This window comes from Flavobacterium sp. B330r (assembly GCF_056824325.1).
On record NZ_CP124860.1, the window covers coordinates 5,106,513 to 5,133,198 of the forward strand.

Annotated in this window: 20 protein-coding genes; 14 read left to right on the plus strand and 6 right to left on the minus strand. The window is 33.5% G+C overall.

Annotation, left to right across the window (positions count from 1 at the left end):
• The first annotated feature begins 224 nt into the window (after window positions 1-224).
• Window positions 225-1,043, plus strand: a complete 819-nt coding sequence (locus QLQ95_RS22655) for an alpha/beta fold hydrolase (protein WP_428238796.1) — start codon at window positions 225-227, stop codon at window positions 1,041-1,043.
• Window positions 1,044-1,185: 142 nt separating this feature from the next.
• Here QLQ95_RS22655 and QLQ95_RS22660 read toward each other — a convergent pair whose 3' ends face one another.
• The gene (locus tag QLQ95_RS22660) at window positions 1,186-1,905 is read right to left on the minus strand and encodes a hypothetical protein (protein ID WP_482501807.1); all 720 of its coding nucleotides are present in this window, start codon (window positions 1,903-1,905) and stop codon (window positions 1,186-1,188) included.
• A gap of 375 nt (window positions 1,906-2,280) precedes the next feature.
• On the opposite strand from QLQ95_RS22660, the gene QLQ95_RS22665 reads away from it, so the two are divergent.
• The 3 genes from QLQ95_RS22665 to QLQ95_RS22675 all read left to right on the plus strand — a co-directional run bounded on the left by QLQ95_RS22665 (window position 2,281) and on the right by QLQ95_RS22675 (window position 4,556).
• On the plus strand, window positions 2,281-2,586 hold the full coding sequence (locus QLQ95_RS22665) for a hypothetical protein (protein WP_482501808.1): 306 nt from the start codon (window positions 2,281-2,283) through the stop codon (window positions 2,584-2,586).
• Window positions 2,587-3,384: 798 nt separating this feature from the next.
• Window positions 3,385-3,819: a GNAT family N-acetyltransferase gene (locus QLQ95_RS22670; RefSeq protein WP_095930401.1), complete on the plus strand. Its 435-nt coding sequence runs from the start codon at window positions 3,385-3,387 to the stop codon at window positions 3,817-3,819.
• A gap of 545 nt (window positions 3,820-4,364) precedes the next feature.
• Window positions 4,365-4,556, plus strand: a complete 192-nt coding sequence (locus QLQ95_RS22675) for a cold-shock protein (RefSeq protein ID WP_095930400.1) — start codon at window positions 4,365-4,367, stop codon at window positions 4,554-4,556.
• A 166-nt stretch (window positions 4,557-4,722) separates the two neighbouring features.
• Here the strand turns inward: QLQ95_RS22675 and QLQ95_RS22680 are convergent, their stop codons facing one another.
• A complete protein-coding gene (locus QLQ95_RS22680; RefSeq protein WP_095930399.1) occupies window positions 4,723-5,760 on the minus strand; it encodes a threonine aldolase family protein in 1,038 nt (345 codons plus the stop codon).
• A 223-nt stretch (window positions 5,761-5,983) separates the two neighbouring features.
• Window positions 5,984-7,384 carry a tRNA uridine-5-carboxymethylaminomethyl(34) synthesis GTPase MnmE gene (mnmE, locus tag QLQ95_RS22685; protein ID WP_095930398.1) on the minus strand — a complete coding sequence of 467 codons (1,401 nt, stop codon included), beginning with the start codon at window positions 7,382-7,384 and terminating at the stop codon, window positions 5,984-5,986.
• Window positions 7,385-7,565: 181 nt separating this feature from the next.
• Here mnmE and QLQ95_RS22690 point away from each other — a divergent pair, with 181 nt between their 5' ends.
• Window positions 7,566-8,399 (plus strand): universal stress protein, encoded by an 834-nt coding sequence (locus QLQ95_RS22690; protein ID WP_095930397.1) that lies wholly within the window; start codon window positions 7,566-7,568, stop codon window positions 8,397-8,399.
• A gap of 62 nt (window positions 8,400-8,461) precedes the next feature.
• Window positions 8,462-10,234 (plus strand): MutS-related protein, encoded by a 1,773-nt coding sequence (locus QLQ95_RS22695; protein ID WP_482501811.1) that lies wholly within the window; start codon window positions 8,462-8,464, stop codon window positions 10,232-10,234.
• A 95-nt stretch (window positions 10,235-10,329) separates the two neighbouring features.
• On the opposite strand, the gene QLQ95_RS22700 is transcribed toward QLQ95_RS22695, so the two are convergent.
• Entirely contained in the window at window positions 10,330-11,934 is a 1,605-nt protein-coding gene (locus QLQ95_RS22700; RefSeq protein WP_482501812.1) for a Na+/H+ antiporter, read from the minus strand.
• Window positions 11,935-12,107: 173 nt separating this feature from the next.
• Between QLQ95_RS22700 and ribB the strand changes: the two genes are divergently transcribed.
• The 3 genes from ribB (at window position 12,108) to QLQ95_RS22715 (ending at window position 14,666) form a co-directional block, all read left to right on the plus strand.
• Complete coding sequence (gene ribB / locus QLQ95_RS22705) at window positions 12,108-12,770, plus strand: 3,4-dihydroxy-2-butanone-4-phosphate synthase (protein WP_482501814.1); 663 nt, start codon at window positions 12,108-12,110, stop codon at window positions 12,768-12,770.
• Window positions 12,771-13,343, plus strand: coding sequence for a Crp/Fnr family transcriptional regulator (locus tag QLQ95_RS22710; protein ID WP_172426917.1), 573 nt, complete (start codon window positions 12,771-12,773; stop codon window positions 13,341-13,343). It abuts the gene before it with no gap.
• 348 nt (window positions 13,344-13,691) lie between these two features.
• Complete coding sequence (locus QLQ95_RS22715; protein WP_320494668.1) at window positions 13,692-14,666, plus strand: IS110 family RNA-guided transposase; 975 nt, start codon at window positions 13,692-13,694, stop codon at window positions 14,664-14,666.
• Window positions 14,667-14,733: 67 nt separating this feature from the next.
• On the opposite strand, the gene QLQ95_RS22720 is transcribed toward QLQ95_RS22715, so the two are convergent.
• Window positions 14,734-16,431, minus strand: a complete 1,698-nt coding sequence (locus QLQ95_RS22720; protein WP_320493856.1) for a ribonucleoside-diphosphate reductase subunit alpha — start codon at window positions 16,429-16,431, stop codon at window positions 14,734-14,736.
• A gap of 18 nt (window positions 16,432-16,449) precedes the next feature.
• Window positions 16,450-17,424, minus strand: a complete 975-nt coding sequence (locus QLQ95_RS22725) for a ribonucleotide-diphosphate reductase subunit beta (protein WP_320493855.1) — start codon at window positions 17,422-17,424, stop codon at window positions 16,450-16,452.
• A 791-nt stretch (window positions 17,425-18,215) separates the two neighbouring features.
• Here QLQ95_RS22725 and QLQ95_RS22730 point away from each other — a divergent pair.
• The 5 genes from QLQ95_RS22730 (at window position 18,216) to QLQ95_RS22750 (ending at window position 26,684) form a co-directional block, all read left to right on the plus strand.
• Window positions 18,216-19,706: an ankyrin repeat domain-containing protein gene (locus tag QLQ95_RS22730; RefSeq protein ID WP_428238094.1), complete on the plus strand. Its 1,491-nt coding sequence runs from the start codon at window positions 18,216-18,218 to the stop codon at window positions 19,704-19,706.
• A 105-nt stretch (window positions 19,707-19,811) separates the two neighbouring features.
• The gene (locus QLQ95_RS22735; RefSeq protein ID WP_482501817.1) at window positions 19,812-20,294 is read left to right on the plus strand and encodes a DUF2271 domain-containing protein; all 483 of its coding nucleotides are present in this window, start codon (window positions 19,812-19,814) and stop codon (window positions 20,292-20,294) included.
• 129 nt (window positions 20,295-20,423) lie between these two features.
• The gene (locus QLQ95_RS22740) at window positions 20,424-22,607 is read left to right on the plus strand and encodes a PepSY domain-containing protein (RefSeq protein WP_482501819.1); all 2,184 of its coding nucleotides are present in this window, start codon (window positions 20,424-20,426) and stop codon (window positions 22,605-22,607) included.
• Window positions 22,608-22,856: 249 nt separating this feature from the next.
• Window positions 22,857-23,849 carry an FAD:protein FMN transferase gene (locus tag QLQ95_RS22745; RefSeq protein ID WP_482501820.1) on the plus strand — a complete coding sequence of 331 codons (993 nt, stop codon included), beginning with the start codon at window positions 22,857-22,859 and terminating at the stop codon, window positions 23,847-23,849.
• 438 nt (window positions 23,850-24,287) lie between these two features.
• A complete protein-coding gene (locus QLQ95_RS22750) occupies window positions 24,288-26,684 on the plus strand; it encodes a TonB-dependent receptor (protein ID WP_482501822.1) in 2,397 nt (798 codons plus the stop codon).
• Window positions 26,685-26,686: the final 2 nt, after the last annotated feature.

Genomic DNA, 26,686 nt, shown 5'->3' on the forward strand with positions numbered 1-26,686 from the left:
TTCTTTTCAATACGATATGTTTAGCGGAAGACTTTTAGTAGCGTTTCTCTCAGATTAAGAAAACAAAAAATCAATACTTAATCTAGGTTAATCGACTGCTCTACTCTTCCTATATAAATTTGCCAAAGAAATCTAAGTCAAATAAAAAATGATAAAACTTAGAATTTAACGACAATACCAAAATTAGGATACTCTTAATTTTATTAATCTTAAAAACCAAAAAAATGAGCACAATTACAGTAAAAGACGGAACAGAAATTTATTATAAAGATTGGGGAAAAGGGCAACCTATCGTTTTTCACCACGGATGGCCTTTATCAGCAGACGACTGGGATGCGCAAATGATGTTTTTCTTAAAACAAGGATATAGAGTTATTGCCCACGACAGACGTGGACACGGTCGTTCTGGTCAAAGTGCTGAAGGCAACAACATGGAGACCTATGCTGCAGACGTAGCAGAATTGACCGCTGCACTTGACTTAAAAGATGCGATTCATATTGGCCACTCAACTGGCGGAGGCGAAGTAATTCGCTACGCAGCAAAATATGGAAAAGGACGTGTTTCAAAAGCAATTATTATTAGTGCTGTTACACCAATCATGATTAAAAATGAGGCAAATCCTGATGGTGTTCCATTGTCTGTTTTTGACGAAATTAGAAAAGGAACCGGATTTAACAGAGCACAATATTTTTATGATTTCCCTATTCCATTTTACGGATGGAACCGTGAAGGAAAAGAAATTCAAGAAGGCATTAAACACAATTGGTGGCGTCAGGGAATGATGGGTTCTGTACTGGCTCATTATGAAGGCATTAAAGCTTTCTCTGAATCCGATTTTACTGAAGATTTGAAAAGTTTAGATATACCTGTACTGGTTCTTCACGGAGAAGATGATCAGATCGTTCCATATAATCAGGCACCTAAAGCTGCTGCTCTTTTGAAAAATGGAAAATTAATTTCTTATCCTGGATTTCCTCATGGTATGCCTACAACAGAGGCAGAAACTATCAATAAAGATATTTTAGAGTTTATCAAAAAATAAGAACGCAGGTAAAAACAAGAATAAAAGGCCATTAGATGTAATGTTTAATGGCTTTTTTATAGCACAAAAAGACATCGCTTGAGAAAACCCCATCATTACGTGAAGTCCTCCTATTCAATGCAAGAAATCTAGCATTTTTACTTTAGAATAATATCGAGAACCCTTTAGTATATTTTATAAATAAATCGATTAAAACTAGGATTACGATCAGAACAATAAAAATTAGAAAATATGTAATTATCTGAGCTTTTCTATTAAATTCAAAAGTCTCAGGATTAATAAAATAATCAGCATATACAGTCGGGGAAATCTTAATATGTGGACAAAATAAAACGACGCCCTGCAGAAAATGGCCAATCAGCAGGTATTTATTTTTAGGAATATAAGTCATCCCGTTGTCAGCTCTGGAAAAATGAATGGGAATCTGCTTCCCGTTCTTAAATCCAAAAATATAGCCAGGCGAATATTTTGTTCCTATTTTTCTATCGATATCACTTACATATGCTTCTGTGCTCTTTTCCAGATCCTCATATAGAACACTTTCGACATTGCCGTTATACTGGTGTTGGTGCATGCCGTAACGATTCACAGAAATTGAAATGACTTTATTCTGTTTCTGACGCTTATAATTTTTAAATAAAATCCAGATCCCCCAAAGCAGTAGAGGATAATATATAAGGTCAAAAATTAGCTCTCCTTGAGATAAAGGACTGTTATACTCCAGCTGCATACTCAAAGGTATTCCAATAAATAAAGAAAGCATTGCCAGAATCAAAAATCCAAACATCGAATACATTAAAAGAGTAGCTGAAATATGGCGTTCAGAAGATACTTTTGGAAAATTTTCTTTATTATAAATCATTTAGTAATAGTGTTAAAAACCTCAAACCCAAAAATCCTCTAAATTTTAAAATTAAAACCAAGCCGCGCTTTTTCTTATACTGTGAAAAATTCACTTAAGATTTACAGCGTACTATTTTCGCAGTTTGAAACTGTTCGTAAATTATCCAATCGTCACGAAAATACAAAAAAAAATACCACACGATTTACATTTAACCGCATAGAATGTATCTAATGTTAACGTTGTCCCCTGCTCTCTTATGCAATGCAAAAAATGAAAATTTTAGTAATCGATAAGATATTATATAACTCCACAGCAGAATTGTATAACTAAAAAGATTGCAGTGCACATTATTTTTGGCATATACAATTTATACAAAACGAAATGAATTACATTATGAAAAAAGCAACAGCAATCCTTCCGGTTGTTATATCAGTTTCTCAATCTGGCACACAATCTAACATGAATTTCACAAATACAGCAATTCAGCACATACAAAATTCAAAGCTATTAGGCAATTTATACCATAAAAGTGAAGATGAACCGGACTTTGACTGCGAGTTTTTGCATGCAGCTCATGACCTAAACGAATACGAAAGCATAATTGATCCAGAATCTGACGATCAACTTTTGGATGAGTTTAATGATAATCAATGGGATGCAGACATCTACGATCCGTATGTAGAATCAACCTATTATTAAATAGAAGGGGTAAAAATAAAAAACGACAGAATTATCGGTGGAGAAATCTATTCGCAAATATATTAAACAATTACTGTGTGCCATATTGGCATCAATTTTTTTACTATAAAACTAGGTTCACCATCAGAATTGACTCCTATTTTTATTTATGATCAGCTTTTAATTTTTATCTAGGATTTGTTCGATAATTATTTTTTGAATTTCTTCAGGCTTTTCCATAAGTACGGAATGTCCAGCATCTTCAACCAGGAATATTCTCTTCTTTGGCACTTTGAGATGTTTAAAATATTCTTCTGCAATGACATGATTAGTCTGAAAATCTTTCTTCCCGATGAAAAAATAAACCGGTCAATTAATTTTCGGAAGTTCTTTTGGAAGATTTTGAAAGATTAACTCCTCCTTCTGCTAGAATTTTTAATTCAATTTCAAACTCTAAAAACTTCCAAAACTTAAGCTGTATCTCTAAACTGAAATTCTCTTATATTTAAATCTATTATGCATTTAATTGGTGTCTACGGATTAAGCAATTCTAAACTTTTTTTCAATTGTTATACTTTTCTTTTAATCACGTTATTCTCACAATAAGTAACTGAATATATAAGTACTTACATGCCTTTACGTGTTGTTTATTTCTTTAAAAGTTAAGCTGTTTTTCCAACATTCTTCTGACAATGATCAAAAATATTTTCAAAAATAATACATTAGCTTTTCTTTTTTAATGACAATTAGTGATTCTAAAATAATTTAGATTCGATTGTAGCCGATGGAAAAATAGCAATTAAATAAAATCTTTCATAAATGGAAAAAACTTTTGAATTTACTGTTGAAAATTGTGATAGGAAAAGCACAAAAAAAATAATCGACGGAATTATTGAATACAATTTAAGTAAAGTTTCAGCAACTAATCATATTTCCACTCCATTAGAATTTACAGTCAAAAATGAAAAAGGAACTGAGATTGGGGGAATATTAGCAGAAATTGGATATTGGAATGAGCTTGAAATAAAAGTTTTGTGGGTAGAAGAAAGTTATAGAAAAAAAGGGATCGGAACTTTACTTTTACAATATGCTGAAAAAACAGCGAAAGAAAAAGGAGCCGAAATCTCAATACTGGATACATTTGACTTTCAAGCAGAAAATTTCTATTTAAAAAACGGATATGAGCCAATTGGTGAAATTAAAGATTTTCCAAAAGGGCATCGAAGGATATATCTATCAAAAAAACTACACTGATAAAAACATGAAAACGAAAGTTTTTTTTTGCTAAAGTGCACAACAGAAAAGCTCTATTAATAAGTAAGATAGGCTCATTTATTCCTACAAATTTAATGAAATAATTTAAGTCTGAAAAAAGATCATTTGTCATGTATCCGATAATTTGGAAAAATATCTAGCTTTTCAGAGAACATTTTAATCTAGCAGTTGAGGCCAATATAAAAGAAATAGTATTAATATCCCCAAACACAACCTAAAATTTCTGTGTATATTGAAGATTATTAAGTCAGATGACGGCACAATGTTTTATAAAAAACGGGAACATTTGCATAATATAATCTAAAAAATAATGGCATTATTTCCGGAGAAGATCAAAATCAAGAAAAGCAGAGAACGCTGATTAAAAAAAAATGCAGATCAGATGAGTTGCATTTTTTTCAAAGATTGTTCATATTCCATAAAATTGGATTGTCTGCACTTAAAGTTAATTAAAACACAATTTTAAAAAAATCTGAAGCTGCTACTATTTAATAGAGTACATTTGGCCAAATTAAATATTTAATATGCAAGAAGGTACAGTAAAATTTTTCAATGAGGAAAAAGGATTCGGATTTATAACTCCTAATGATGGAGGAAACGAAATTTTTGTCCATGCCTCAGGTCTATCAGAAAACATCCGTGAAAACGATTCAGTTCGATATGACATCCAAGAAGGCCGAAAAGGTCCAAACGCAGTAAACGTAATCGTAGCATAATATACTATAGTACTAGTTTATAAAGCACCTGTCCAAAAACAGGTGCTTTTTTATTTAAATGATTTCTAATAATCATTATGTAGTCCACAGAGATTTAATTTGTGATTGCAACTTTTTCGCTTAAAGTGTTACTGGCAAACCTTTTTTTAAGCATACGGCGAAACTGCTATTCCAGAACACTGCTGTTTTTAATATCCTCTATAATTTCATTCACGCTTTTCTGATCCGTTGCCCAAGAAGTGATTAAACGTACAGCTGACCTGCTCTCATCAATCTCTTTCCAGACATAAAATGCAAACTTTTCATGTAGCGAGCTGATCACAGTTTTAGGCAGAATCGGAAAAATCTGGTTGGTGGCAGATTCGGTTAAAAATTCATAACCAGCCTCTTTAATCGCTTCGGCAATCTGCGCAGCATACTTATTGGCTTTTTCTGCCAGAACAAAATACAAATCTTCCTTAAAGAGCTCATAGAACTGGATTCCCAACACCCTTCCTTTTGCCAGAAGAGCACCGCGCTGCTTGAGAACATAATCAAATTCGCTGCACACTTGTGAATTCTTAAATACGATAGCTTCACCGAATAGAGCGCCATTTTTTGTTCCACCAACATAAAACACATCGGTAAGATTTGAAACATCAGATAAGGTAAGATCATTAGCTTCAGCAGTAAGTGCATGGCCGAGTCGGGCACCGTCCATAAAAAGAAATAAGTTAAGCGACCTACATACCTCTGCAAGTTCTAAAAGCTCCGCTTTATTATAAAAAGTTCCTATTTCTGTGGAATTGGAGATATAGACTAATTTGGGCTTAACCACATGAGGCCTCAGCTGATAGGAGTCAAAAGTATTCTGAATATCAGCGGCCGTTAATTTACCGTTCTGTGTTGGAACTGCGATTACCTTATGGCCAGTAAGTTCGATTGCCCCGGTTTCATTGGCAAAAATATGTCCTGTTTCAGCACTGATGACGGCTTCATGGGTACGCAGTAAAGCAGATATTACAAGAAGGTTAGCTTGGGTACCTCCAGACACAAAATAAATAGCCGCATCAGGATTATTCATTTTCTCTTTCAGGCATTCTTTAGCCTTTAAAGAATATTCATCATCCCCGTATCCATTCTGCTGGTCAAAATTATTCTCCACCAGGCTTTTAAGAATATCCGGATGCGCCCCTTCAGAGTAATCATTTTTAAAACTGTACATAAAATAAAATTTAGAAGCGCAAAGCTAATAGATTTCTTTTCCTCAAAGCGACTAATAATTTATTTCTTGCACCAAAATATCATACAGGATTTGCAGCTGAACAAGTAACTTGGTCAAATCCAGTCTCTCCCATCTTCCCAAAAAGTAATAAAAAAAAGAGCTAAAATGCTCCTTAAACATTTTAACTCTTTTACTTCTTTTTCTTAGTGTTTCTTTGCGCCTTCTACTTGCCGATGCAAAAGTTTGCAAAGATATTCCCTAGCAATTCGTCATTAGAGACCTGACCTGTAATAAGTCCAAATTGGTATAAAGCTTCACGAATATCAAGCGCCATAAGATCACTTGAAAGTCCAGATTCTAAACCGAATTTTACTTTTTGAATTTCATCTAAAGCTTTTAATAACGAATCATAATGTCTTGTATTCGTAACAATTGTTTCGTTATTGCGAAGTGCTCCTGTATTAACAAAAGATAACAATTCATTCTTTAAATCCTCTACTCCTATCTTTTCTTTTGCAGAAATCAATAAAAGTTTTGCATTTAAGTTTTCTAGCTGATTGGTAATATTTGCTACTTCATCAGCAGACAAAATATCTTTTTTGTTTACCACAATAAGCAAAGGCTTAAGCGGATATTTGTTCTTAATCTGCTCAATCTCATTTACGAATTCAGAACTTGAAGCCTGAAATTTCAATCCGTCAAATAAATAAATCACAACTTGCGCTTGATCTATTTTTTCGAATGTTTTCTTGATTCCAATACTTTCTACAACATCTTTAGTATCACGAATTCCAGCAGTATCAATAAATCTAAATCCGATACCACCAATTACCAATTCGTCTTCGATGGTGTCACGAGTTGTTCCAGCAATGTCCGAAACAATTGCTCTTTCTTCATTCAACAAAGCATTCAATAACGTCGATTTACCAACATTTGGTTCACCTACAATTGCAACTGGAATTCCGTTTTTAATCACATTTCCAACAGCAAACGAATCAATTAAGCGTTTTAAAACAAATTCGATTCGGTTTAATAGCTCATGAAACTGTGTTCTGTCAGCAAACTCTACATCTTCTTCTGCAAAATCCAATTCCAATTCAATTAAAGAAGCAAAATTTAAAAGCTCTTCTCTAAGTTTTGCAATTTCATTACTGAATCCGCCACGCATTTGCTGCATCGCAATTTGGTGAGAAGCTTCGTTATCTGACGAAATCAAATCTGCGACTGCTTCTGCCTGCGATAAATCTAATTTTCCGTTTAAAAAAGCTCTTAAAGTAAACTCACCTGCATCTGCCATTCTACATCCATTTCGAAGCAATAACTGAATAATCTGCTGTTGAATATAAGTAGATCCGTGACACGAAATTTCAATAGTATCTTCACCCGTGTACGAGTTTGGACCTTTAAATACCGAAACCAAAACTTCGTCTAGCGTTTTGCTTCCATCTACAATATGCCCTAAATGGAGTGTATGCGTTTTCTGTTTGGTTAAGTCTTTGTTTTTAATAGATTTAAAAACCGAATTACCAATTGTAATGGCTTCAGCTCCAGAAATACGAATTATGGCGATAGCTCCAGCTCCTGAAGGCGTAGCTAAAGCAACTATAGAATCTTGATTTATCATGCTGCAAAGGTATAAAAAAAGGCTTAATTTCTTTTCGGTACAATCTTGTCCTCAATCCAACAAGAAATCTTCGCAATAATTCATATTAATAAATCATTAAGTGTTAAAATACTGATAAATGTCAGGTTAATTTCTACGCAGAATGAGTAAATTTGAGAGACAAACCTTAATCTTAAATACTATGAAAAAGATATTATTTCCAACCGATTTCTCTGACGCTGCTACCAATGCATTTGTTCATGCTTTAGAATTTGCTAAAGTTGTAAACGCCGAATTAATCTTACTTCATACATTCGAGATACCTGTTTACGACAGCCAATTCTTTCCAGAGAATTATGCTTCTATATACAGCTCCATTGAGTTAGCAAAATTTGAAATGTTTAAGGATGAAATTCCGAAATTGAGAACAATTGCTGCCGAACGTAATCTAGAAGATATTGTAATCAAACACCGTTTAATGGATGGTGATCTAATTTACAATCTTAAAAATGCGGTCGAAGAAGACCAAGTCGATTTTGTAATTATGGGAACCAACAGTGCTTCTGACTGGACTAAATTCTTTACGGGATCTAATACTGAATCTGTGATTTCTGGGGTTGAAGTTCCTGTTTTGTGTGTTCCTATCGACGCCAAATACAAAAAGGTAAAAACGATTGGTTTTACGACACGCTACCGAGAAAAAGACAAAAAAGAACTTAAAAAAATCCTGAAAATCGCTAAAAAAACTGGTGCTAAAGTAAAGAGTTTATACGTTAAAACTTCTAATTCTGATGTTACAGAGGAAACCCGAAAAGAATGGGAAAGAGATTTTGCTGAAGAAAATGTGGAATTTTTAGTTTTACCAAGTGATGATGTTAAAGAAACCATTCTTGATTTTATTCTTTACAAGGACATTGATGTTCTAACCACAATAACACATAAACGTTCGTTCTTTGAAAGTATATTTGACTCCAGTTTTTCAAAAAAAATAGCCAAAGAAGTAACTATTCCGATTTTGGTAATGCACGAAGATTAATTTCAATCCTTGATGATTTTGTAACTTAAAAGCTATATTTGTATTTCAAGCAAAATAATAGAATGAAAGCATATCCAGATAACGTTGCAAAATACTCGGAACTCTATAATAAAACCAACAAAAAATACAACAGCATAAGCCTTTTGAGGCTATTAAGTATTTTTCTTTTTTTGTTTTTTATGTTTTATTACATCAAAACAAACGAAATACTTTATGTTATTCTAGCTGTTTTATCTTTTGCTGGTTTTATTTTTTTTATGAAAATACATTCTCGAGTATCTTTTCAAAGATTGCTTGCAGAAACACTTTTAAAGATTAATCAGAATGAAATTTCTTTTTTGAAAAGAGAGAAAACTTCTTTCGAAAATGGAGTTGAATTTATAGATTACCATCATCCGTATGCTTACGATTTGGATATTTTTGGAGAACATTCGTTATTCCAAAATCTAAACAGAACCGCTTCTTTTATCGGAAAAAAAACACTTGCAGAGTTATTACTGCATACACTGCCTAAAGCTGAAATTTTAGAAAATCAAGAAGCTGTAAACGAATTAAAAAGTAAAATCGATTGGAGACAGGAATTTCAGGCTTTGTCAATTATTAGTGAAGATTCCAAACAATCTTATGAAGCGATAAAGCACTGGACTTCTTTTACAAATAATTCATTACCTAAAGTTTTAGTTGCATTATCATTTATTCTTCCAGTCACATTTTTTGGATTTCTGACTGCGTATTTTATTACATCAAAAACCATTATACTTTCTTATTTAACGTATGTCTTTATTGCCAATCTAATTGTTTTAGGAAGAGCTGTAAAGAGAATTCAATCGGAAATAGCTAAAGCAGATAATGTCGATAAAATCATAAAGCAATACAGTTTATTGATTGAAAAAATCGAACGCGAATCTTTTCAATCTAAAAAACTAATTCGTTTACAAGAACAGCTTAATTTTAAAAATGCCAAAGCAAGTCAGCATTTAAAACAGCTTTCGGAGTTGTTTTCGAGAATGGATACGATAAATAACTTTGTGACAGCGACTTTGTTTAATGGAACTTTTTTATTCAATCTCCACGTTTTAAGAGCGCTTTTAAAATGGAAAGAAGATTATGCTTCTGAAATGAATCATTGGATTTCTATTATTGGCGAAATTGAAGCATTAAACAGTCTGGCTAATTTAGCGTACAACAACGACGATTTCGTTTTCCCTGAAATCAATTCTGAATATAAAATCGAATTTAAAAATCTAAGTCATCCATTGCTTAATCCTGCTACAAGAGTTGGAAATGACACGCAATTTTTCCCGCAATCTTTTGTGATTCTAACTGGATCTAACATGTCAGGAAAAAGTACGTTTTTAAGAAGTTTGGGAATCAATATGGTGCTTGGCGGAATTGGCTCTGTTGTTTGTGCATCAGAAGCTAAGATTCATCCACTTCCAGTATTAGTTTCAATGCGATTGTCAGATTCTTTATCCGATTCTGAATCTTACTTTTTTGCTGAAATTAAACGTTTAAAACAGATCATGGATGCTCTTGAAAATCAGCCTGCTTTTGTTTTATTAGATGAGATTTTGAGAGGTACAAATTCCGACGATAAAAGAAACGGAACAATCGAGGTCGTGAAGAAAATAATTTCTAAAAAAGCAATCGGAGCCATCGCAACACACGATATTGAAGTTTGTCTGACTACGAATGAATATCCTGAAATTTTAACCAATCAATGTTTCGAAGTTGAAATTCAAAACAACGATCTTCACTTCGATTACAAACTCCGAAACGGAATCTGTAGAAACAAAAGCGCAACATTTTTAATGCAGAAAATGAACGTAATTTAATGGTGAATTGTAAATGGTAAATTATTAATTATTCTCTGTGTGTAAAGAAGAAATTCACAATTCACAATTCACAATTCACAATTTACAATTTACAATTAGTTTTCCTCGTACATTTCCATCCACAAACGCGTTTCTTCCAAATCGAGTTCTTTTTCTATTTTACGGAAGATTTCTTCGTTTACAGAACCCAATTTATGCATCGATTCTAATTTTGCACGTTCTACATTCAGCAGATCGATTTGGATTTTAGTGAAATCATTAAAAATTTCACCTCCAAGAAGTTTTCCATTTCCGAAGAAATTCGCTGGAAGTTCTGTCTTTTGCAAACGGTTGAATTTTACCTCATATTTACTTTTAATATTATGAAGCAATTCATCATTCAGCAAGGAGAAATTATCTTCAATATGGGCGATAGTTTCAGAGACAATTACATTTCTAATATTATACTCTTCTGCCAATATCGAGTATCTCTCAATTTTCAGTTTTTTGATAAGCCATGGAAGCGTAAGACCTTGTATTACCAAAGTCGAAAGTATAACGCAGAAAACTAGATAGATAATTAAATTTCGAAGCGGAAATTCTTCTGTTTTATTCAACATTAAAGGAAGTGCCAGCGCTGCAGCCATAGACACCACACCACGCATCCCAGACCAACCAAAAATGATCATATTTCGGTAATCAAATTGCTCTTTCTCCCGAATCTTTTTACTAATCATTCTGGGAATCATCGTTGCTGGAATAACCCATAAGAAACGAACCAAAATCACCACTATACTTATAACTGCACCCCAGATAAGTAAAGAATTTCCCGAATAATTACTGATTCCAGCAATAATCTGCCTCAACTGAAGTCCGATTAAAATAAAAATCAAACCGTTTAGAATATTATTGAGTACATCCCAAATCGTATTCGTCATAATTCGGCTTTCATGAGAAAAAATGGTTCCCGATCTCGCCGCCAGAAAAAGACCTGTCGTTACCACAGCCAAAACTCCTGAGCCTTCAAAATGCTCGGCAAGCAAATACGAAGCAAATGGAGTCAATAATGTTAGTGTTACCTCGATAATATCATCACAAACAAATCTTTTATGAATATAGAACATGATATAACCAACCGCTAAACCTATTGCAATACCCAAAACCGACATTAAGACAAAATTTAATCCTGCCTGCCATAAAACAAAATTACCTGCTGTGATTGCCGTAAGCGCATATTTGTACGCCACAAGACCACTAGCATCGTTTACTAAACTTTCTCCTTCTAGAATAGCAATTAATCTCGGATTAAGCCCTAAACCTTTTGTAATGGCTGTTGCAGAAACCGCATCTGGAGGCGAAACAATTGCCCCAAGCAAAAAAGCTAACGGCCAAGACATATCATCAATAAGCCAATGTGCAAAAACAGCTACTAATCCTGTCGTAAAAAAAACCAAACCAACAGCGGCAAAAGTTATCGGACGTATGGATTGCTTAAAGTCAGACCAGCTCGTATGCCAAGCAGCGTGATACAAAAGAGGCGGCAAAAATATAATAAATACTATTTCTGGACTTAAAGCAATAACAGGAAGTCCCGGAACGATACTAATAATAACGCCACATAAAACCAAAACAATCGGAATCGGGAAATTATATCTTTTACTAACAAGGCTAAGAAATGCAACGCCAAAAAGCAGCATTATAATTACGGTAATATTCTCCATTTGAGGTGGTATTTATTAAATTTTGGGTTGTAAAATTTGATGCTAAATTAAGATTTTATGACAACTAAATTAAATTAGAATTAAAAAATAGAACAGCCATTTATTGACTTACATCAAAGTTTTTGGTTTTAAGGTGCTTTAGATTTGTTTCTTATTATTTCTAAAAATAAATCATGATAAGTACAGAATTAAGTCCGTTAGTGCAATTTGGAATTTCGAGTAAAGAACGTGTTGAAAACGCTTTAGAACAGCTTAAAAGCGGAAAAGGTGTTTTGGTAACCGACGATGAAAACCGTGAAAACGAGGGCGATCTTATCTTTTCTGCACATCATATCAACGTTCAGGATATGGCATTAATGATTCGCGAATGCAGCGGTATTGTTTGTCTTTGTCTTACTAATGAAAAAGCAAACGAATTGGAACTCCCCTACATGGTAAAAGAAAATACCAGCAGTTTTCAAACTCCTTTTACCATAACTATTGAAGCTAAAAACGGAGTGACAACTGGAGTTTCTGCAAAAGATCGAATTACCACTATAAAAACAGCGATTGCAACAAATGCAAAACCAGAACATTTAGCAAAACCGGGACATATTTTTCCACTTAGAGCAAACGATAATGGCGTTCTAGGAAGAAACGGCCACACCGAAGGAAGTGTCGATTTAATGAAACTAGCAGATCTGCAACCCGAAGCTGTGCTTTGTGAGTTGATGAACGAAGATGGAAGCATGGCTAAACTAGACAAAATCATTAGCTTTGCGCAAGAACACGATTTGGTGGTTTTATCTATTGAAGATATTATTCATTACCGCAAATTCGTTAGAGATTATAATTAAATGATATACGAACAGCTTAGCAATTCCATTCGAAAAAGCATTGACGTTTCTGATGAAGATCTAGAAACCATTCTCTCTTATTTCAAACTTATAAAAAAAGGAAAAAATGAAATCTTGCTAGCTCAAGGTCAAATTAGTCATGAAACTTTTTTTGTTGCAAAAGGCTGTTTAAGAATCTTTTTTATAAATGAAGAAGGAAAAGACGTTACACGATATATTGCTTTTGAAAATCAGTTTGCTACCGCTTTGGTAAGTTTTATTACCAAAATGCCCGCGACTGAAAACATTCAGGTTATTGAAAAATCTGAACTATTAAGTATTTCACATGAGGATTTTAATCATTTAATGAAAATTATTCCAGAATGGAGAACATTTTACAGCAATTATTTGGAGAAAGCGTATGTAAATAATGCCAATCGTTTAATGTCATTTACCACTATGGATGCCTTGGAAAGATATCATCAGCTATTGAAAATAAATCCCGCAATTGTAAAACGGCTTCCTAATAAAATTGTAGCTTCTTACATTAATATTTCTCAGGAAACTTTGAGTCGGTTGAAGTCGAAAGTTTGATTTTGATTACGGAGTTACTTGCGGAGATGTGCTTCGCCAATTCGCTATTGCTCGGGTCTCCTCCGTCGACATGACAAAACTACGTGGAAAATCTTTGTGGATTTTCGCGTGTGATTCCTCGTTCCTCCTTTAGATTTGTTTTTTGAAATTTTAAGTAGATTTATGATTGAGAAAGGAAGCAAAAGTAAACTGTTCGTTCCTCCGAGCTTGTGACTCATATTTCGATTAAGACTTTAGCTTCCTTTTCATCAAAGACTCAGATAGAAATTTGGGCTAGTGACCCGTTATTAAGGAGTTGAGCTTATGATGAATTTCTCAAATCATTTGTTGAATCGTAAAAGCAAAGTTATGAAAAACATTATTATCGGCATTGATATCAGCAGCAAGACTTTGGATATTTGTGTTAAAGAGGAATCAGTAAATTATTTTTCTATTGAGAATAAGATTCAGGCAATAAAGCATTTTTTCAAAAAATATTCAGGTGAAAATGTAATGATCGCTATGGAAAATACTGGCAGATACAATTGGAATCTGTTTGAAGCACTTGAAAAATTCAACTTTAAGGTTTATGTAATATCTGCTTTGCATATCAAGAAAAGCATAGGTCTTGTCAGAGGCAAAAATGATAAAATTGATGCGTTGCGAATTTGTAGTTTTATTGAAAAAAATTATCAGGAAAATAGGGAATGGAAACCAAGTTCCTGCTCCATTAAAAAGATAAAAATATTATTAACCGAAAGAGCTTTAAGAATAAAAATCAAAAAACAGCTTATGGTTCAGCAGCATGACTACAAATTAATGAAAGGCATTGCAATGGATAAAGAATTGAAAAGCTTAAACATCAAACTTATTAAAAGCATTGATGCACAGATTAAGATTATTGAAAATGATATTGAAAAAGTAATACATAATGACCAAAGTTTAAGCCAGCAACAGAAACTGATAAGATCTGTTCCTGGAGTGGGCCAAGTTCTATCATGGACATTATTATCAAAAACAGAAGGTTTTACAGTTATAACTGATCCAAGAAAAATGGCATGCTACAGCGGAGTCGTGCCTTTTGATTTTCAATCTGGAACATCATTAAAAAGAAGACCCGGAGTATCAATGCTTGCAGATAAAAACCTAAAAACCATTCTGCATTTGGCAGCAATGAGTGCAATTAGATTCGATAATGATCTGAGAAGATATTACATTAGAAAAGTTGATGAAGGAAAAAACAAAATGAGTGTTTTAAATGCTGTGAGAAACAAAATAATCCATAGAGTTTTTGCAGTAATAAAAAACCAAACCTTTTATGAAAAAGATTTGGTTTTATCATAGAAATCGAAATGACAAATAGATATGAATAAAAAAGCCGAATCAAATTTAAGATTCGGCTTTATGATTTTTATGATTCACAACTGCTGCAAGAAACAAGACTTGTTACCAATTCTTTAGAAACACTTTGGCTTCTTTGGTAGTACAAACTTTTAACTCCTTGCTGCCAAGCTTCGATCATCAAACGGTTTACATCTTTAATGGCTAATTCTGCTGGAATATTAAGATTTAAACTCTGTCCTTGATCAACAAATTTCTGACGAATTCCAGCTTGCTGCACAATTTCTAACTGGCTTATTTCTTTGAATGTTTTGAAAACATCTTTTTCCTGCTGAGTCAATTGTTCCATATGTTGAACACTTCCTCCGTTTAGCATAATACCTCTCCAAACTTCTTCGTTATCCAATCCTTTTTCTTCCAACAGTTTTTTAAGGTATTTATTTTTACGCATGAAATTACCTTTGCTTAATCCAGCTTTATAATAATTACTGCTAAAAGGTTCAATTCCTGGCGAAGTTTGTCCTAAAATTGCAGAAGATGAAGTCGTTGGTGCAATTGCCATTGTGGTTGTATTACGTCTTCCGTAACCTTTTAACAATTCTGGCTCACCATAAATTCTAGCAAGTTCTTGACTTGCTTTATCGGCTTTATCGCTAATATGTTTGAAAATCTCTGTTGTTTTCATTTTTGCTTCCATTCCTTCAAACGGAATCATATTTTTCTGTAAATAAGAATGCCATCCTAAAACTCCTAAACCTAATGCACGGTGTCTTTTAGCAAATTTATTAGCTGCAGAAAGATAATAGTTTCCTTCTGTTTTTTCGATGAATTCCTGTAAAACAGCATCTAAGAAAAAGATCGCTAATTTTACTGCCTCAGTATCTTTCCATTCTTCATACAACTCTAAGTTCATAGAAGAAAGACAGCAGATAAATGATTCATCATGAGTTGACGGAAGCATAATCTCACTGCACAAATTACTGGCATTGATTCTTAAATTCTGATCTTTATAAACTTGTGGTTTATTTTTATTTACGTTGTCACTAAAGAAAATATAAGGCAACCCTTTTTGCTGACGGCTTTCTAATACTTTTGCCCAAATTTGTCTTTTTTCTGCATCACCATCAATCATTTCTTGCATCCAGTAATCTGGCACACAAATCCCTGTAAACAAGTTCTGAATTGGGTTTCCAATACTTTTAATTTTCAAGAACTCTTCAATATCTGGATGATCTACATCCAAATAAGCTGCAAATGCACCACGACGAACTCCGCCTTGCGAAATAGTATCCATAGCTGTATCAAAAAGCTTCATGAAACTTACTGCTCCACTACTCTTTCCGTTATCAGTTACAGCACTTCCGCGTTCACGCAATTCACCAAAATAACCAGAAGTTCCTCCTCCGATTTTAGTTTGCATGATTACTTCTCCAAGCTTATGTGTAATTCCTTCAATTTTATCTGGAACATGCACATTAAAACAAGAAATTGGCAAACCTCTTTCTGTTCCCATATTTGCCCAAACTGGCGAACTGATACTCATCCAACCTCTTTCGATCATTTCCATGAAAGATTCTTTCAATTCTGGTTTGTAAAGCCTTCTAGCTGCGGCGGTACAAATTCTATCGATTGCTCCTTCTACAGTTTCTCCTTTTAAAAGATAACCGCGATTTAAAATCTGTTCACTTTCAGAATTTTTCCACCACATTTTAGCATCGTTTTGTGGCTCAAAATTGTTATTTGCTGGGTTTGTGTCTATCGTATTCATATGTATTATGGGCTTGTATTAGAAAAGATCGTTTGCTGTGATACTCTTGTCGTGTTTTGTATATTCTACTGGACGTTTCGCAAAGAAATCATCTAAACTGTTTGCAAAAACTTCTTCTTCAAACCAAGTCATTTTTGAATATTCTTCTGGAGAAACATTAAAGATAGTTTCGATATTGATTTGTTTCAAACTTTCATCAATTCTAAATTTCATGAAGTTAACCAAATCTTCTTTATTTATTGTTTCAATCGCTCCATCTTCAAAAATCCAATCTAAAATATCTGCTTCAACAGAAATTGATTCTTTAACTGTTTCTCTAATTAATTTTAAAGTCCCTGCATCGAAATACTCTGGAAACTCTTCACGAATTTTGTTAATGATATAAATTCCGCCATTAGCATGAATTTGCTCATCAATTGATGTCCAAGCAATAATATTGCTCACATTTTTCATATATCCTTTGAATCTTGTGAATGACAATAAAATGGCAAATTGGCTGAAAAGAGAAACGTTTTCAATCAAAATACTAAACAAAATTAGTGACACCATGTATTTTCTATTGTCCTGAGACTTCGTGTCTTTCAATACATTCGAAAGATAATCTACACGTCTGCGAATTACAGGAACATCCAATAGCTTTTCAAATTCATCATTATACCCTAAAACTTCCAACAAACGAGAATAGGCTTCAGAATGTCTAAATTCACATTCTGCAAAAGTAGTTCCCAATCCGTTAAATTCTGGTTTTGGAAAATGCTCGTATATATTACCCCAAAAACTTTTTACAGCTACCTCTATTTGTGCAATAGCCAATAAGCTATTTTTAATTGCTGTTTTTTCTGCCAAATCCAAATGCGCATGAAAGTCTTGTGTGTCGGCAGTAAAATCTACTTCAGTGTGTACCCAATAAGCTTTATTAATAGCTTCGGTAAATTGCAGAACCTCAGGATATTCAAAAGGTTTATAATTGATTCTTTTATCAAAAATTGACATATATATAGAGTTTTAAGTGACTGTTTTGAAATAGAAATACGAGCGCTTATTTTGGGGAGGTATTAGCGTGATTTCTATATTTACAAATTTAGCCCACAGTTATTGTTTTGTCCAATTTTAGATGTTAAAAATCTGCTCAATTATCAACAGTTTTAAAACTTCAAAAAATCAAGATGAAGCAAATTTTATCAACATGAAAATATTGCTCTGTAATCTACAATGAGCTAGCAGTTTCCCTAAAAATAATGTTGAGTTATTAACATGAAAAAAAGTGCTTTTTAAGGTCGAAAACCAAAACAGTTATCAACATCCGATTTCAAGAAAGAGAAAATTAAAGTCAAATTTCAAACTAAAAAAACGTCATTTATTAATAATAATTCTAAATAACGATGATACTATAAAAAACTGTAATCTACTTTACTACAAATATTTACAATAAAAGAAATCTTAAAATTATATACTATCCTAGTAAAATCAGCACCTCAGAAATGAATTAGCAGCACAAATCCTAGCTTTCAAACTTATTATCTCCATAAAGTTAGAAAACCATCTCGAAAGCATTTTTTCTTCTTATAAAAAGAGACCGAATTAAAACAAAATTAAAATTTACTTAAGGGATTCTTAATTTTTAGAAAAATAGCATCAAATTCCCCTTTTACATCAAATTATTCTTGGTTTAAGAATATTAATTTTTACATTTGCTTTTATTTTTATTTATTCTAAATAGAATAAAATATTCCTAAAAAATAAATTTAATCTTGTACAATTCAATAACCATAAATTATCGAAATATGAAAAAGAATCTTTTCGTTTCTTTTGCATTTGCTGCTACTTTATTTGTAAGTGCTCAGCAAAAAAACGCGTTGCTAGATGCTGCTTTCTGGAAAACTTCACCGACTGTTGAAACGGTTCAGGCAGAAATCGCTAAAGGAAATAATCCAGCTGAAGCTAATGCTAATGCATTTGATGTTACAACGTTGGCTATTAATAATGATGCTCCTTTTGCAACTATCAAGTTTTTAGTGGAGCAGCCTGGAAATTCGATCACAAAATTAACGCACGATAATCGTATCTACCTGCACTGGGCAGCCTATAGAGGAAATACCGAATTGGTTCAATACTTAATTGGAAAAGGTTCTGATATAAATTTTGAAGACAGCCACGGAACTGCTCCTGCTGATTTCGCCGCTTCAAACGGCCAATCAGATGCTGCTATGTACGACGCTTTCTTTAAAGCTGGACTTAATCCGACAAAAAAATATGCGAATGGAGCTAACCTTTTGCTTTTAGCCATTTCTTCTGATAAAGATTTAAAAGCTGCTGACTATTTCGCTACAAAAGGAATGTCTTTAAAAGATGTAGACAATGATGGAAACACTGCTTTTACATATGCTGCAAGATCTGGGAATATTGCTCTTTTGAAAAAACTTTTAGAAAAAGGCATTAAACCAACTAGCAATGCACTTTTATTTGCTGCGCAAGGAAGCCGTAGAGAAACTAATACTCTTGAAACTTATAAATATTTGGTTGAAGAAGTAAAAATTAAAGCGACTTCTCAAAATAAAGCGGGACAAAATGTATTACACTTCTTGGCTGGAAAACCAAATCAAACTGAGATCATTAAATATTTCTTAGGAAAAGATGTTGATGCAAACATCGCCGATAAAGAAGGAAATACACCAATTATGGTAGCAGCTGGAGCTAGAGAAACTGCTGTTTTAGAATTGTTTCTTCCGAAAGCTAAAAACATAAATGCACAAAATCTAAAAGGAGAATCGGCTTTGACTTTTGCTGTTAGAAACGGAACTCCAGATGCTGTAAATTTACTTTTGACGAAAGGCGCAGATGTAAACGTAAAAGATAAAGACGGAAATAATTTAGGGGTTTATTTAGTACAATCGTATCGCCCTGCAGGAAGAGAAAAAGCGGCCAAAGATCCTTTTGATGCTAAAGCCAAATTACTTCAAGACAAAGGGTTAAACCTTGCAACTCCTCAAAAAGATGGAAACACTTTGTATCATATTGCGATTACGAAAAACGACGTGTCTCTTCTTAAAAAAATAACTGATTTAAAAGTAGACATCAACGCTAAAAATAAAGATGGTTTAACGGCTTTGCACAGAGCGGCAATGACCTCTAAAGATGATGCTATTTTAAAATATTTAGTTTCAGCAGGAGCTAAAAAAGACATCAGCACAGAGTTTGACGAAACGGCTTATGCTTTAGCAAAAGAAAATGATCTGCTTACCAAAAATAATATCTCAGTTGAGTTTTTAAAATAAAATAATTAATAATCAATATTTTAAATTCCAAATTCCAAGAATAGAGTTTGGAATTTGGAATTTGATTTTTGGAATTTAAATTACAATCAATACAAATAATTTTTCATGAAATCAATATTAAAAATTGCTCTTACCAGCGCTTTTATCTTTTTAGTTTCTTTCCAATCTCAGGCGCAATCAAGCAAATACAAAATCATGCTTCAAATGAATAACTATATGGGAGAAGGTGCTTATATCGTTGTTTCTCTTGTTAATTCGGCTGGTGAGTACGAAAAGACACTTTATGTAATGGGCGATGATAAAAAATGGTACAAATCATTAAAAGAATGGAACAAATTCCATACTCAGAAAAATGATGATATCAGCGCTAAAACTGGTGCTTCTGTAACTGGCGGAGACCGCAGTGTGACAACAATCGAAATCGAAAATTCTAAAATCAATAAAGGCTATAAACTTCATTTTGAGTCGGCTGTTGAAGACCAGAAATACTATGTAAGCGATCTTGAAATTCCGCTAACAACTGAAGGTCTAGCTGAAAAAACAGACGGTAAAGGTTACATCAAATATGTAAGGTTAAACAAAATATAATCTTTAGCACATTATTTTTTAACCTTATAATGAGTACAAATTTTATTTTTGTGCTTAGAATTAAAATCTGAGCTTTGTCATCGTTTTAAACTTTGACAAAGCTTTAAACGTTTTATAATAGAATACTCAATGACTCTTTCTTTCTGGCGTTATGCGCACTTGGCTTTAGCCTTATTTTCTTCTATTTTTTTGCTTTTGGCTTCGGTAACAGGAATCATTCTGGCTGTCGATGCGGTTCAGGAAAAAACACTTCCGTACAAAGCAGAAGATTTTAATAAAATAACTTTGGGCGAAACGTTGCCAATTTTAAAGAAAGTGTATCCAGAAATTACAGAATTGAGTGTAGATTACAATCAGTTTGTAACACTTCAGGCAATTGATGCAGATGGAAATGACGTTAAAGCCTACATTGATCCAAAAACGGGAAAAACACTCGGAACTCCAGCAAAGAAAATTGAATTTATAAATTGGATTACAAGTTTGCACCGTTCATTGTTTCTTCATGAAGCAGGGCGATTTTTTGTGGGCGTAATTTCTTTTTGTTTATTTCTAATATCAATTTCAGGTTTCGTACTAGTTTTAAAAAGACAGCGCGGCATCCGAAATTTCTTTTCTAAAATAATCAAAGAATATTTTGCGCAATACTATCATGTGCTTTTAGGAAGATTGGCTTTAATTCCGATTTTGATCATTTCACTTACCGGAACTTATTTATCGCTAGAAAGATTCAACTTTTTTATGGGCGAAGAAAAAACAAAACCCGTAAAAACAGAACTTTCAGACAAAGCCAAAACAACTTCAATTTTCAATACCACTTTATTATCTGATGTAAAGAAAATTGAATTTCCTTTTACTGATGATCCCGAAGAATATTATATTATTGAATTGAAAGACCGAGAGGTTGAAGTAAATCAGGTTACAGGAGCTGTAATTTCTGAAAAGCTTTCGCCAATGCGAACTCAATTTGCAGCATTAAGTTTAGATCTTCATACTGGAAGAATTAACGGAATCTGGGCTGTAATTTTAGCAATTGCTTGCATCAATATTTTATTCTTTATTTATTCTGGTTTTGCCATTACTTTAAAAAGAAGATCTAGCCGAATTAAAAATAAATTTAAAGCCAGCGAAAGTACTTTTATTCTTTTGGTTGGTTCAGAGAATGGAAGTTCGTTCCGATTTGCCAATTCAATTCAGAAACAATTAATCAATCATGGACAAAAAGTTTTTGTTAGCGAATTAAATAAATTTTCGACTTATCCGAAGGCGGAACACATTATTGTTTTTACTTCAACTCATGGTTTGGGAGATGCTCCTTCTAATGCAACTCAATTCAAAACTATATTAGAAAGACAAAATCAAGATCAGAATATTAATTTCTCTGTGGTTGGTTTTGGTTCTAAATCATATCCTGATTTTTGCCAATTTGCTATTGAAATTGACCAGCTTTTAGAAAAGCAAAAATGGGCAGATCGTTATTTAGATTTGCAAACTGTAAATGATAAATCGGCTGTTGAGTTTGTAGAATGGGTAAAATTATGGAGTGAAAAAACGGGAATTCCGTTGGCTACCACTCCATCATTATACAACCATGTTCCAAAAGGTCTGCAAAAATTAATGGTTTTGGATAAAACACCAATTTCTGAAACGGAACATACTTTTATTCTGACTTTAAGAGCAAATGCAAGAGCTAAATTTAGTTCAGGAGATTTATTAGCAATTTATCCGGCCAACGATTCTAGAGAGCGCCTCTACTCTATCGGGAATCATTCTGGGAATATTCAGCTTGTTGTAAAACTGCATCCAAACGGATTAGGTTCTGGCTTTTTGAATGCTCTGGAGCCAGGAAATGTGATAAAAGCACAAATTGTAAAAAATCCTGCTTTTCATCTTCCAAAGAAAGCGCAAAAGGTGGCTTTTATTTCTAACGGAACAGGAATTGCTCCTTTCTTAGGAATGATCGAACAGAACAAAGCAAAACAGGAACTTCATTTGTATAGCGGATTTAGGATGGAAACGCCTACGTTAATGGCATATAAAAAGTTTGCTAACATAATGATGCAAAAAGAGCATCTGGATAATTTTCATGTGGCACTATCTCGTGAAGCCGAACATATTTATGTAATGGATTTGATTAAAAGAGATTCATCATTCTTTACGAATTTATTCAAAAAAGGCGGTGTCGTTATGATCTGCGGTTCGCTTGCCATGCAGAAAGATGTCGAAGCTATATTAAGTGAATTGTGTATAGCTAAAGGATTAAAAACACTGGAAGAATACAAAGCCAATAAACAATTTTTGACAGACTGTTATTAGAGTAATTTTAGATTTTAGATTGTTGATTTCTAAGTTGAATTCTTAATTCTTAATTCTTAATTCTTAATTTTAAAACAAATCCCAGAGGGATGACATATTTATAGATTCAATTTTATCCGCATACAGCTAAAGCCCCAGAGGGGCGACATAAATAATCTAGAGATATCACTCCTCTGGAGCTTTATCCATGGATGCCTAATCTATTTCTATAAATATTTTGCTCCTCCGGAGCTCTTTAAATACATTTTCATGAATAAATTAATGTCATATAAAATTTCATTATTTTTTGTAATTGTTTGCTGTTTATCTTCATATTCGCAAGTATTACGTAAGAGAACGACTCTTCTTATGGGCGGACGTTTTGACATTTCTATTGTAGATAAAAATTCAATTTCTGCAGAAAAAAATATAGATGAAGTTATTGCTGAAATTACAAGAATTGAAAATCTAATCTCCGATTGGAAACCCACTTCTCAAGTTTCTGAAGTCAATCAAAATGCTGGAGTAAAACCTATAAAAGTAGATCGCGAAGTCTTCGAATTAGCACAAAGAGCGATTAAACTTTCTAAAATTACCAATGGCGGATTTGACGTTAGTTTTGCTGCTTTAGATCGCATTTGGAAATTTGATGGTTCGATGACCGAAATGCCTTCGGCGGAAGCCATAAAAAAATCGGTGGAAAAAGTGGGTTATAAAAACATCATTTTAGATAGCACAGCATCAACTATTTTCTTGAAATTAAAAGGAATGAAAATTGGTTTTGGCGCTCTAGGCGAAGGTTATGCAACCGATAAATGTCGTGCTATGATGATTGCAAAAGGTGTCCAAGCCGGAATTATAAACGGTTCTGGAGATATGAGCACTTGGGGAAAACAACCCAACGGAAAAGATTGGAAAATCGGAATTACAAATCCGTTTATGCCCGAAAAGATTTTGGCCGCAATTCCGCTTAAAGAAGGTGCTGTAACTACTTCTGGCAGTTATGAAAAGTTTGTTGTTTTTAACGGAAAACGTTATTCTCATATCATAAATCCTGCAACGGGTTATCCTGCAACGGGCTTATGCAGTGTAACCGTTTTTGGTCCGAACGCAGAAACCGCAAACGGATTAAGCACTTCAATGATGGTTTTAGGCCTAAAAGAAGGCTTGCTTTTACTTCAAAAATTCCCTGATTATAGTTGTGTTATGATTACTGATAAAGGGAAAGTTGTTAAGTCTAAAAACTTCTCTTATAAATTGTAAATGGTGAAACGTCAAATGTGAGATGTGAAATGATAATTCGACTGTCTTCCTGAGCGAATTCGAAGAATATACGCAAAGTATAGTATTGATAATTGGAATGAAATAATCTCGCAAAGTCGCGAAGACGCGAAGTTTATTTCCTGTTCTTTTAAGTTTTTTTAATTCAAAGTTTACGACTTCGCGACTTTTGCGAGATTAAAAAATCCACTTTGTACATATCCTTCGACTTCGCTCAGGAGGACAACACAAATTCCCTATTCACATCTCACAACTCACATCTCACATCTAACATCTAACATCTCACAACTCGTAACTCAAAAACAACATTAAAATAACATTAGAATCCTCCACTCAATTCTAATGATCTTCTAATTGCTTTATTTAGATTAAATTTAAATTATCATATAAGTTTGCAGCACTTTTATTTGCAGACTCAATATGAGAACAGTTTTACTTCTATTTTTATTTACCATTTCGGCTTGGTCACAAACCGGAAAAATTACTGGAAAAGTCTATTTTGCTAATAACGAAACCGCTTTTGGTGCATCGGTTCAAGTTGCAGGAACGAAAAAGTTTGTTGTAGTTGACAATGACGGTCAGTTTGAAATAAAAGGTTTGGCTTACGGAAGCTACAACTTAGAAATTTCTTCTATGGAGGCTAAACCGAAAACAATAAATATCTCTGTTAATCGTCCGTTGCACCAGATCAATATTGCATTAGAAAAAATAACAGATCCGAAAGCGCTTAAAGAAGTAAAAATTGAAAAAAAGACCTTCAAAAAAGACATTATAGAAAAAGGTTTTGCTGTTAACGTGATTGAAACCCAAGAAGCGGCAAAAAGAAACTTGCAAACCAACGATTTATTAGACCGTTCGGGAGGTGTAAGAATCAGACAAAATGGAGGTTTAGGTTCTGCTGTTACTTACAATATCAACGGAATGTCTGGAAATGCCATCAGAATTTTTATTGACGGAGTTCCAATTCAGACTTATGGGGCCTCTTTTAGCTTAAATAGCATTCCACCTGCATTAATTGAAAGAATTGAAGTTTTTAAAGGAGTAGTTCCTGCTTATTTAGCAGATGATTCGCTTGGAGGTGCAATTAATGTCGTTTTGAAAAAAGGTGCCAAAAATAGTTTGAATGCTTCTGTTTCTTACGGTTCTTTTAATACCGTTCAATCTAATGTTAATGCTTCTTTTAGAGATAAAAACGGATTCACAGTAAAGGCAAATGCTTTTCAAAATTACTCTGATAATGATTATGAAGTTTGGGGAAAATGGGTTTACAACATAGCGCCAAACGGACGTTACGAATACATTCGCGCCAAGCGATTTGAAAGCATGTATCGATCTTTTGGAGGAAGATTAGAAGCTGGTTTTACCAATGTAGATTGGGCAGACAATCTTCTTATTAGCTATAATGGATCTCAAGATTACAATCAGATTCAGCATGGACAATATATGACAAAACCTTATAAAGGACGTTTTAGCGAATCTGCAGCAAATGTTTTTAGTTTGAATTACAGCAAAAAAGACTTTCTAATTAAAAACCTTGATTTTTCTCTTATTACTGTTTATAGTCATAGAAACGATGTGATCAACGATACCGTAAAATGGAATTACAATTGGAATGGCGAAAAAGCACTTGGTCTCTACGGCCAACCCATTCTAACCAATACTGGAGCACAACAAGGCGCGCCTACTATCAACCATATGAAATCGGATATTTTTAATACTCGAGCGGGTTTAAGCTATTCGATAACCGAAAATCATAAAGTATTGGTTAATGTAATGACCTATATTCTTGATCGAAATGATTTTGATGAAATGCAACCCGAAATTACACGAAACTTTATCATTACTAGAGATTTAGCCAAGACTGTTTCTTCTTTTGCTTATGAAATGACGGCGTTTCAATCTCGAATGAGAGCCAATCTTTTCGTAAAAAACTACAATCTCAAAAATGAACAGCGAGATCCGCAAGTTGTAACCGAAAATGGTCAGAATGTCGTAAAAGAAGTTGTTACTTCTAAAAGAACAAATTATACGGGTTACGGAATTGCCGCTTCTTATTCTATTCTTCCAAAAGTAATGGTGATGGCTTCTGCTGAAAAAGCAATCAGACTTCCTTCAGAAAATGAAATATTTGGTAATCCTGGAGAAAATATCATCAGTAATTCTGGTCTAAAACCTGAACAGAGCAATAATTTTAATGCTGGCTTGCGATTTGGTCCTTACGAAATGAATAATCATAAGCTTACCGTTTCAGGAAATGCTTTTTGGAGAAATACCGAAGATAAAATTGTCCGTCAGATTAGTGACCGTGTAAATGAAGCCATTCAAGCTTCTCCGTTTGTCAATTTAGGAAAAGCACAGTCTGTTGGTTTTGAAGCTTCTTTTCAATATTCTTACCACAATCGCTTTTTTGCTGGGATGAATCTTTCCAAATTCAATTCGCTGTTTAAAGACAAATACGATAAAAACGGGAATGTTCTTCCAAATTACAACAAACAGCTTCCTAATGAGCCTTTCTTTAATCTAAATGCGAATCTTCAGTACAACTTTAGAAATATAATTCAGAGCAAATCAGAGCTTAATCTGTATTACTACTGCGGTTATGTAGCTCCGTTTTATACTTCTTGGCTTGAAACCGATAGAACTACAGCGCAGTTTCCTCAAGATTTAGGTTTGAGCTATGTTTTTCCGAACAAGCAATTCACAGTAAGTTTTGATGCGAGAAATGTATTTGATGAACAGGTTTATGACAATTTTGCGGCCCAAAAACCAGGAAGAGCTTTTTATTTAAAACTCAGCTATACCTTAAATAAATTTTAATC

Coding starts and splice junctions, on each gene's coding strand:
- QLQ95_RS22745 (WP_482501820.1), top strand. CDS start 22,857: ATGAATAAATTAATGTCATATAAAATTTCATTATTTTTTGTAATTGTT.
- QLQ95_RS22680 (WP_095930399.1), bottom strand. CDS start 5,760: ATGTACAGTTTTAAAAATGATTACTCTGAAGGGGCGCATCCGGATATT.
- QLQ95_RS22720 (WP_320493856.1), bottom strand. CDS start 16,431: ATGAATACGATAGACACAAACCCAGCAAATAACAATTTTGAGCCACAA.
- QLQ95_RS22735 (WP_482501817.1), top strand. CDS start 19,812: ATGAAATCAATATTAAAAATTGCTCTTACCAGCGCTTTTATCTTTTTA.
- mnmE (WP_095930398.1), bottom strand. CDS start 7,384: ATGATAAATCAAGATTCTATAGTTGCTTTAGCTACGCCTTCAGGAGCT.
- QLQ95_RS22675 (WP_095930400.1), top strand. CDS start 4,365: ATGCAAGAAGGTACAGTAAAATTTTTCAATGAGGAAAAAGGATTCGGA.
- QLQ95_RS22660 (WP_482501807.1), bottom strand. CDS start 1,905: ATGATTTATAATAAAGAAAATTTTCCAAAAGTATCTTCTGAACGCCAT.
- QLQ95_RS22665 (WP_482501808.1), top strand. CDS start 2,281: ATGAAAAAAGCAACAGCAATCCTTCCGGTTGTTATATCAGTTTCTCAA.
- QLQ95_RS22655 (WP_428238796.1), top strand. CDS start 225: ATGAGCACAATTACAGTAAAAGACGGAACAGAAATTTATTATAAAGAT.
- QLQ95_RS22670 (WP_095930401.1), top strand. CDS start 3,385: ATGGAAAAAACTTTTGAATTTACTGTTGAAAATTGTGATAGGAAAAGC.
- QLQ95_RS22700 (WP_482501812.1), bottom strand. CDS start 11,934: ATGGAGAATATTACCGTAATTATAATGCTGCTTTTTGGCGTTGCATTT.
- QLQ95_RS22715 (WP_320494668.1), top strand. CDS start 13,692: ATGAAAAACATTATTATCGGCATTGATATCAGCAGCAAGACTTTGGAT.
- QLQ95_RS22730 (WP_428238094.1), top strand. CDS start 18,216: ATGAAAAAGAATCTTTTCGTTTCTTTTGCATTTGCTGCTACTTTATTT.
- QLQ95_RS22725 (WP_320493855.1), bottom strand. CDS start 17,424: ATGTCAATTTTTGATAAAAGAATCAATTATAAACCTTTTGAATATCCT.
- QLQ95_RS22750 (WP_482501822.1), top strand. CDS start 24,288: ATGAGAACAGTTTTACTTCTATTTTTATTTACCATTTCGGCTTGGTCA.
- QLQ95_RS22695 (WP_482501811.1), top strand. CDS start 8,462: ATGAAAGCATATCCAGATAACGTTGCAAAATACTCGGAACTCTATAAT.
- QLQ95_RS22690 (WP_095930397.1), top strand. CDS start 7,566: ATGAAAAAGATATTATTTCCAACCGATTTCTCTGACGCTGCTACCAAT.
- QLQ95_RS22710 (WP_172426917.1), top strand. CDS start 12,771: ATGATATACGAACAGCTTAGCAATTCCATTCGAAAAAGCATTGACGTT.
- QLQ95_RS22740 (WP_482501819.1), top strand. CDS start 20,424: ATGACTCTTTCTTTCTGGCGTTATGCGCACTTGGCTTTAGCCTTATTT.
- ribB (WP_482501814.1), top strand. CDS start 12,108: ATGATAAGTACAGAATTAAGTCCGTTAGTGCAATTTGGAATTTCGAGT.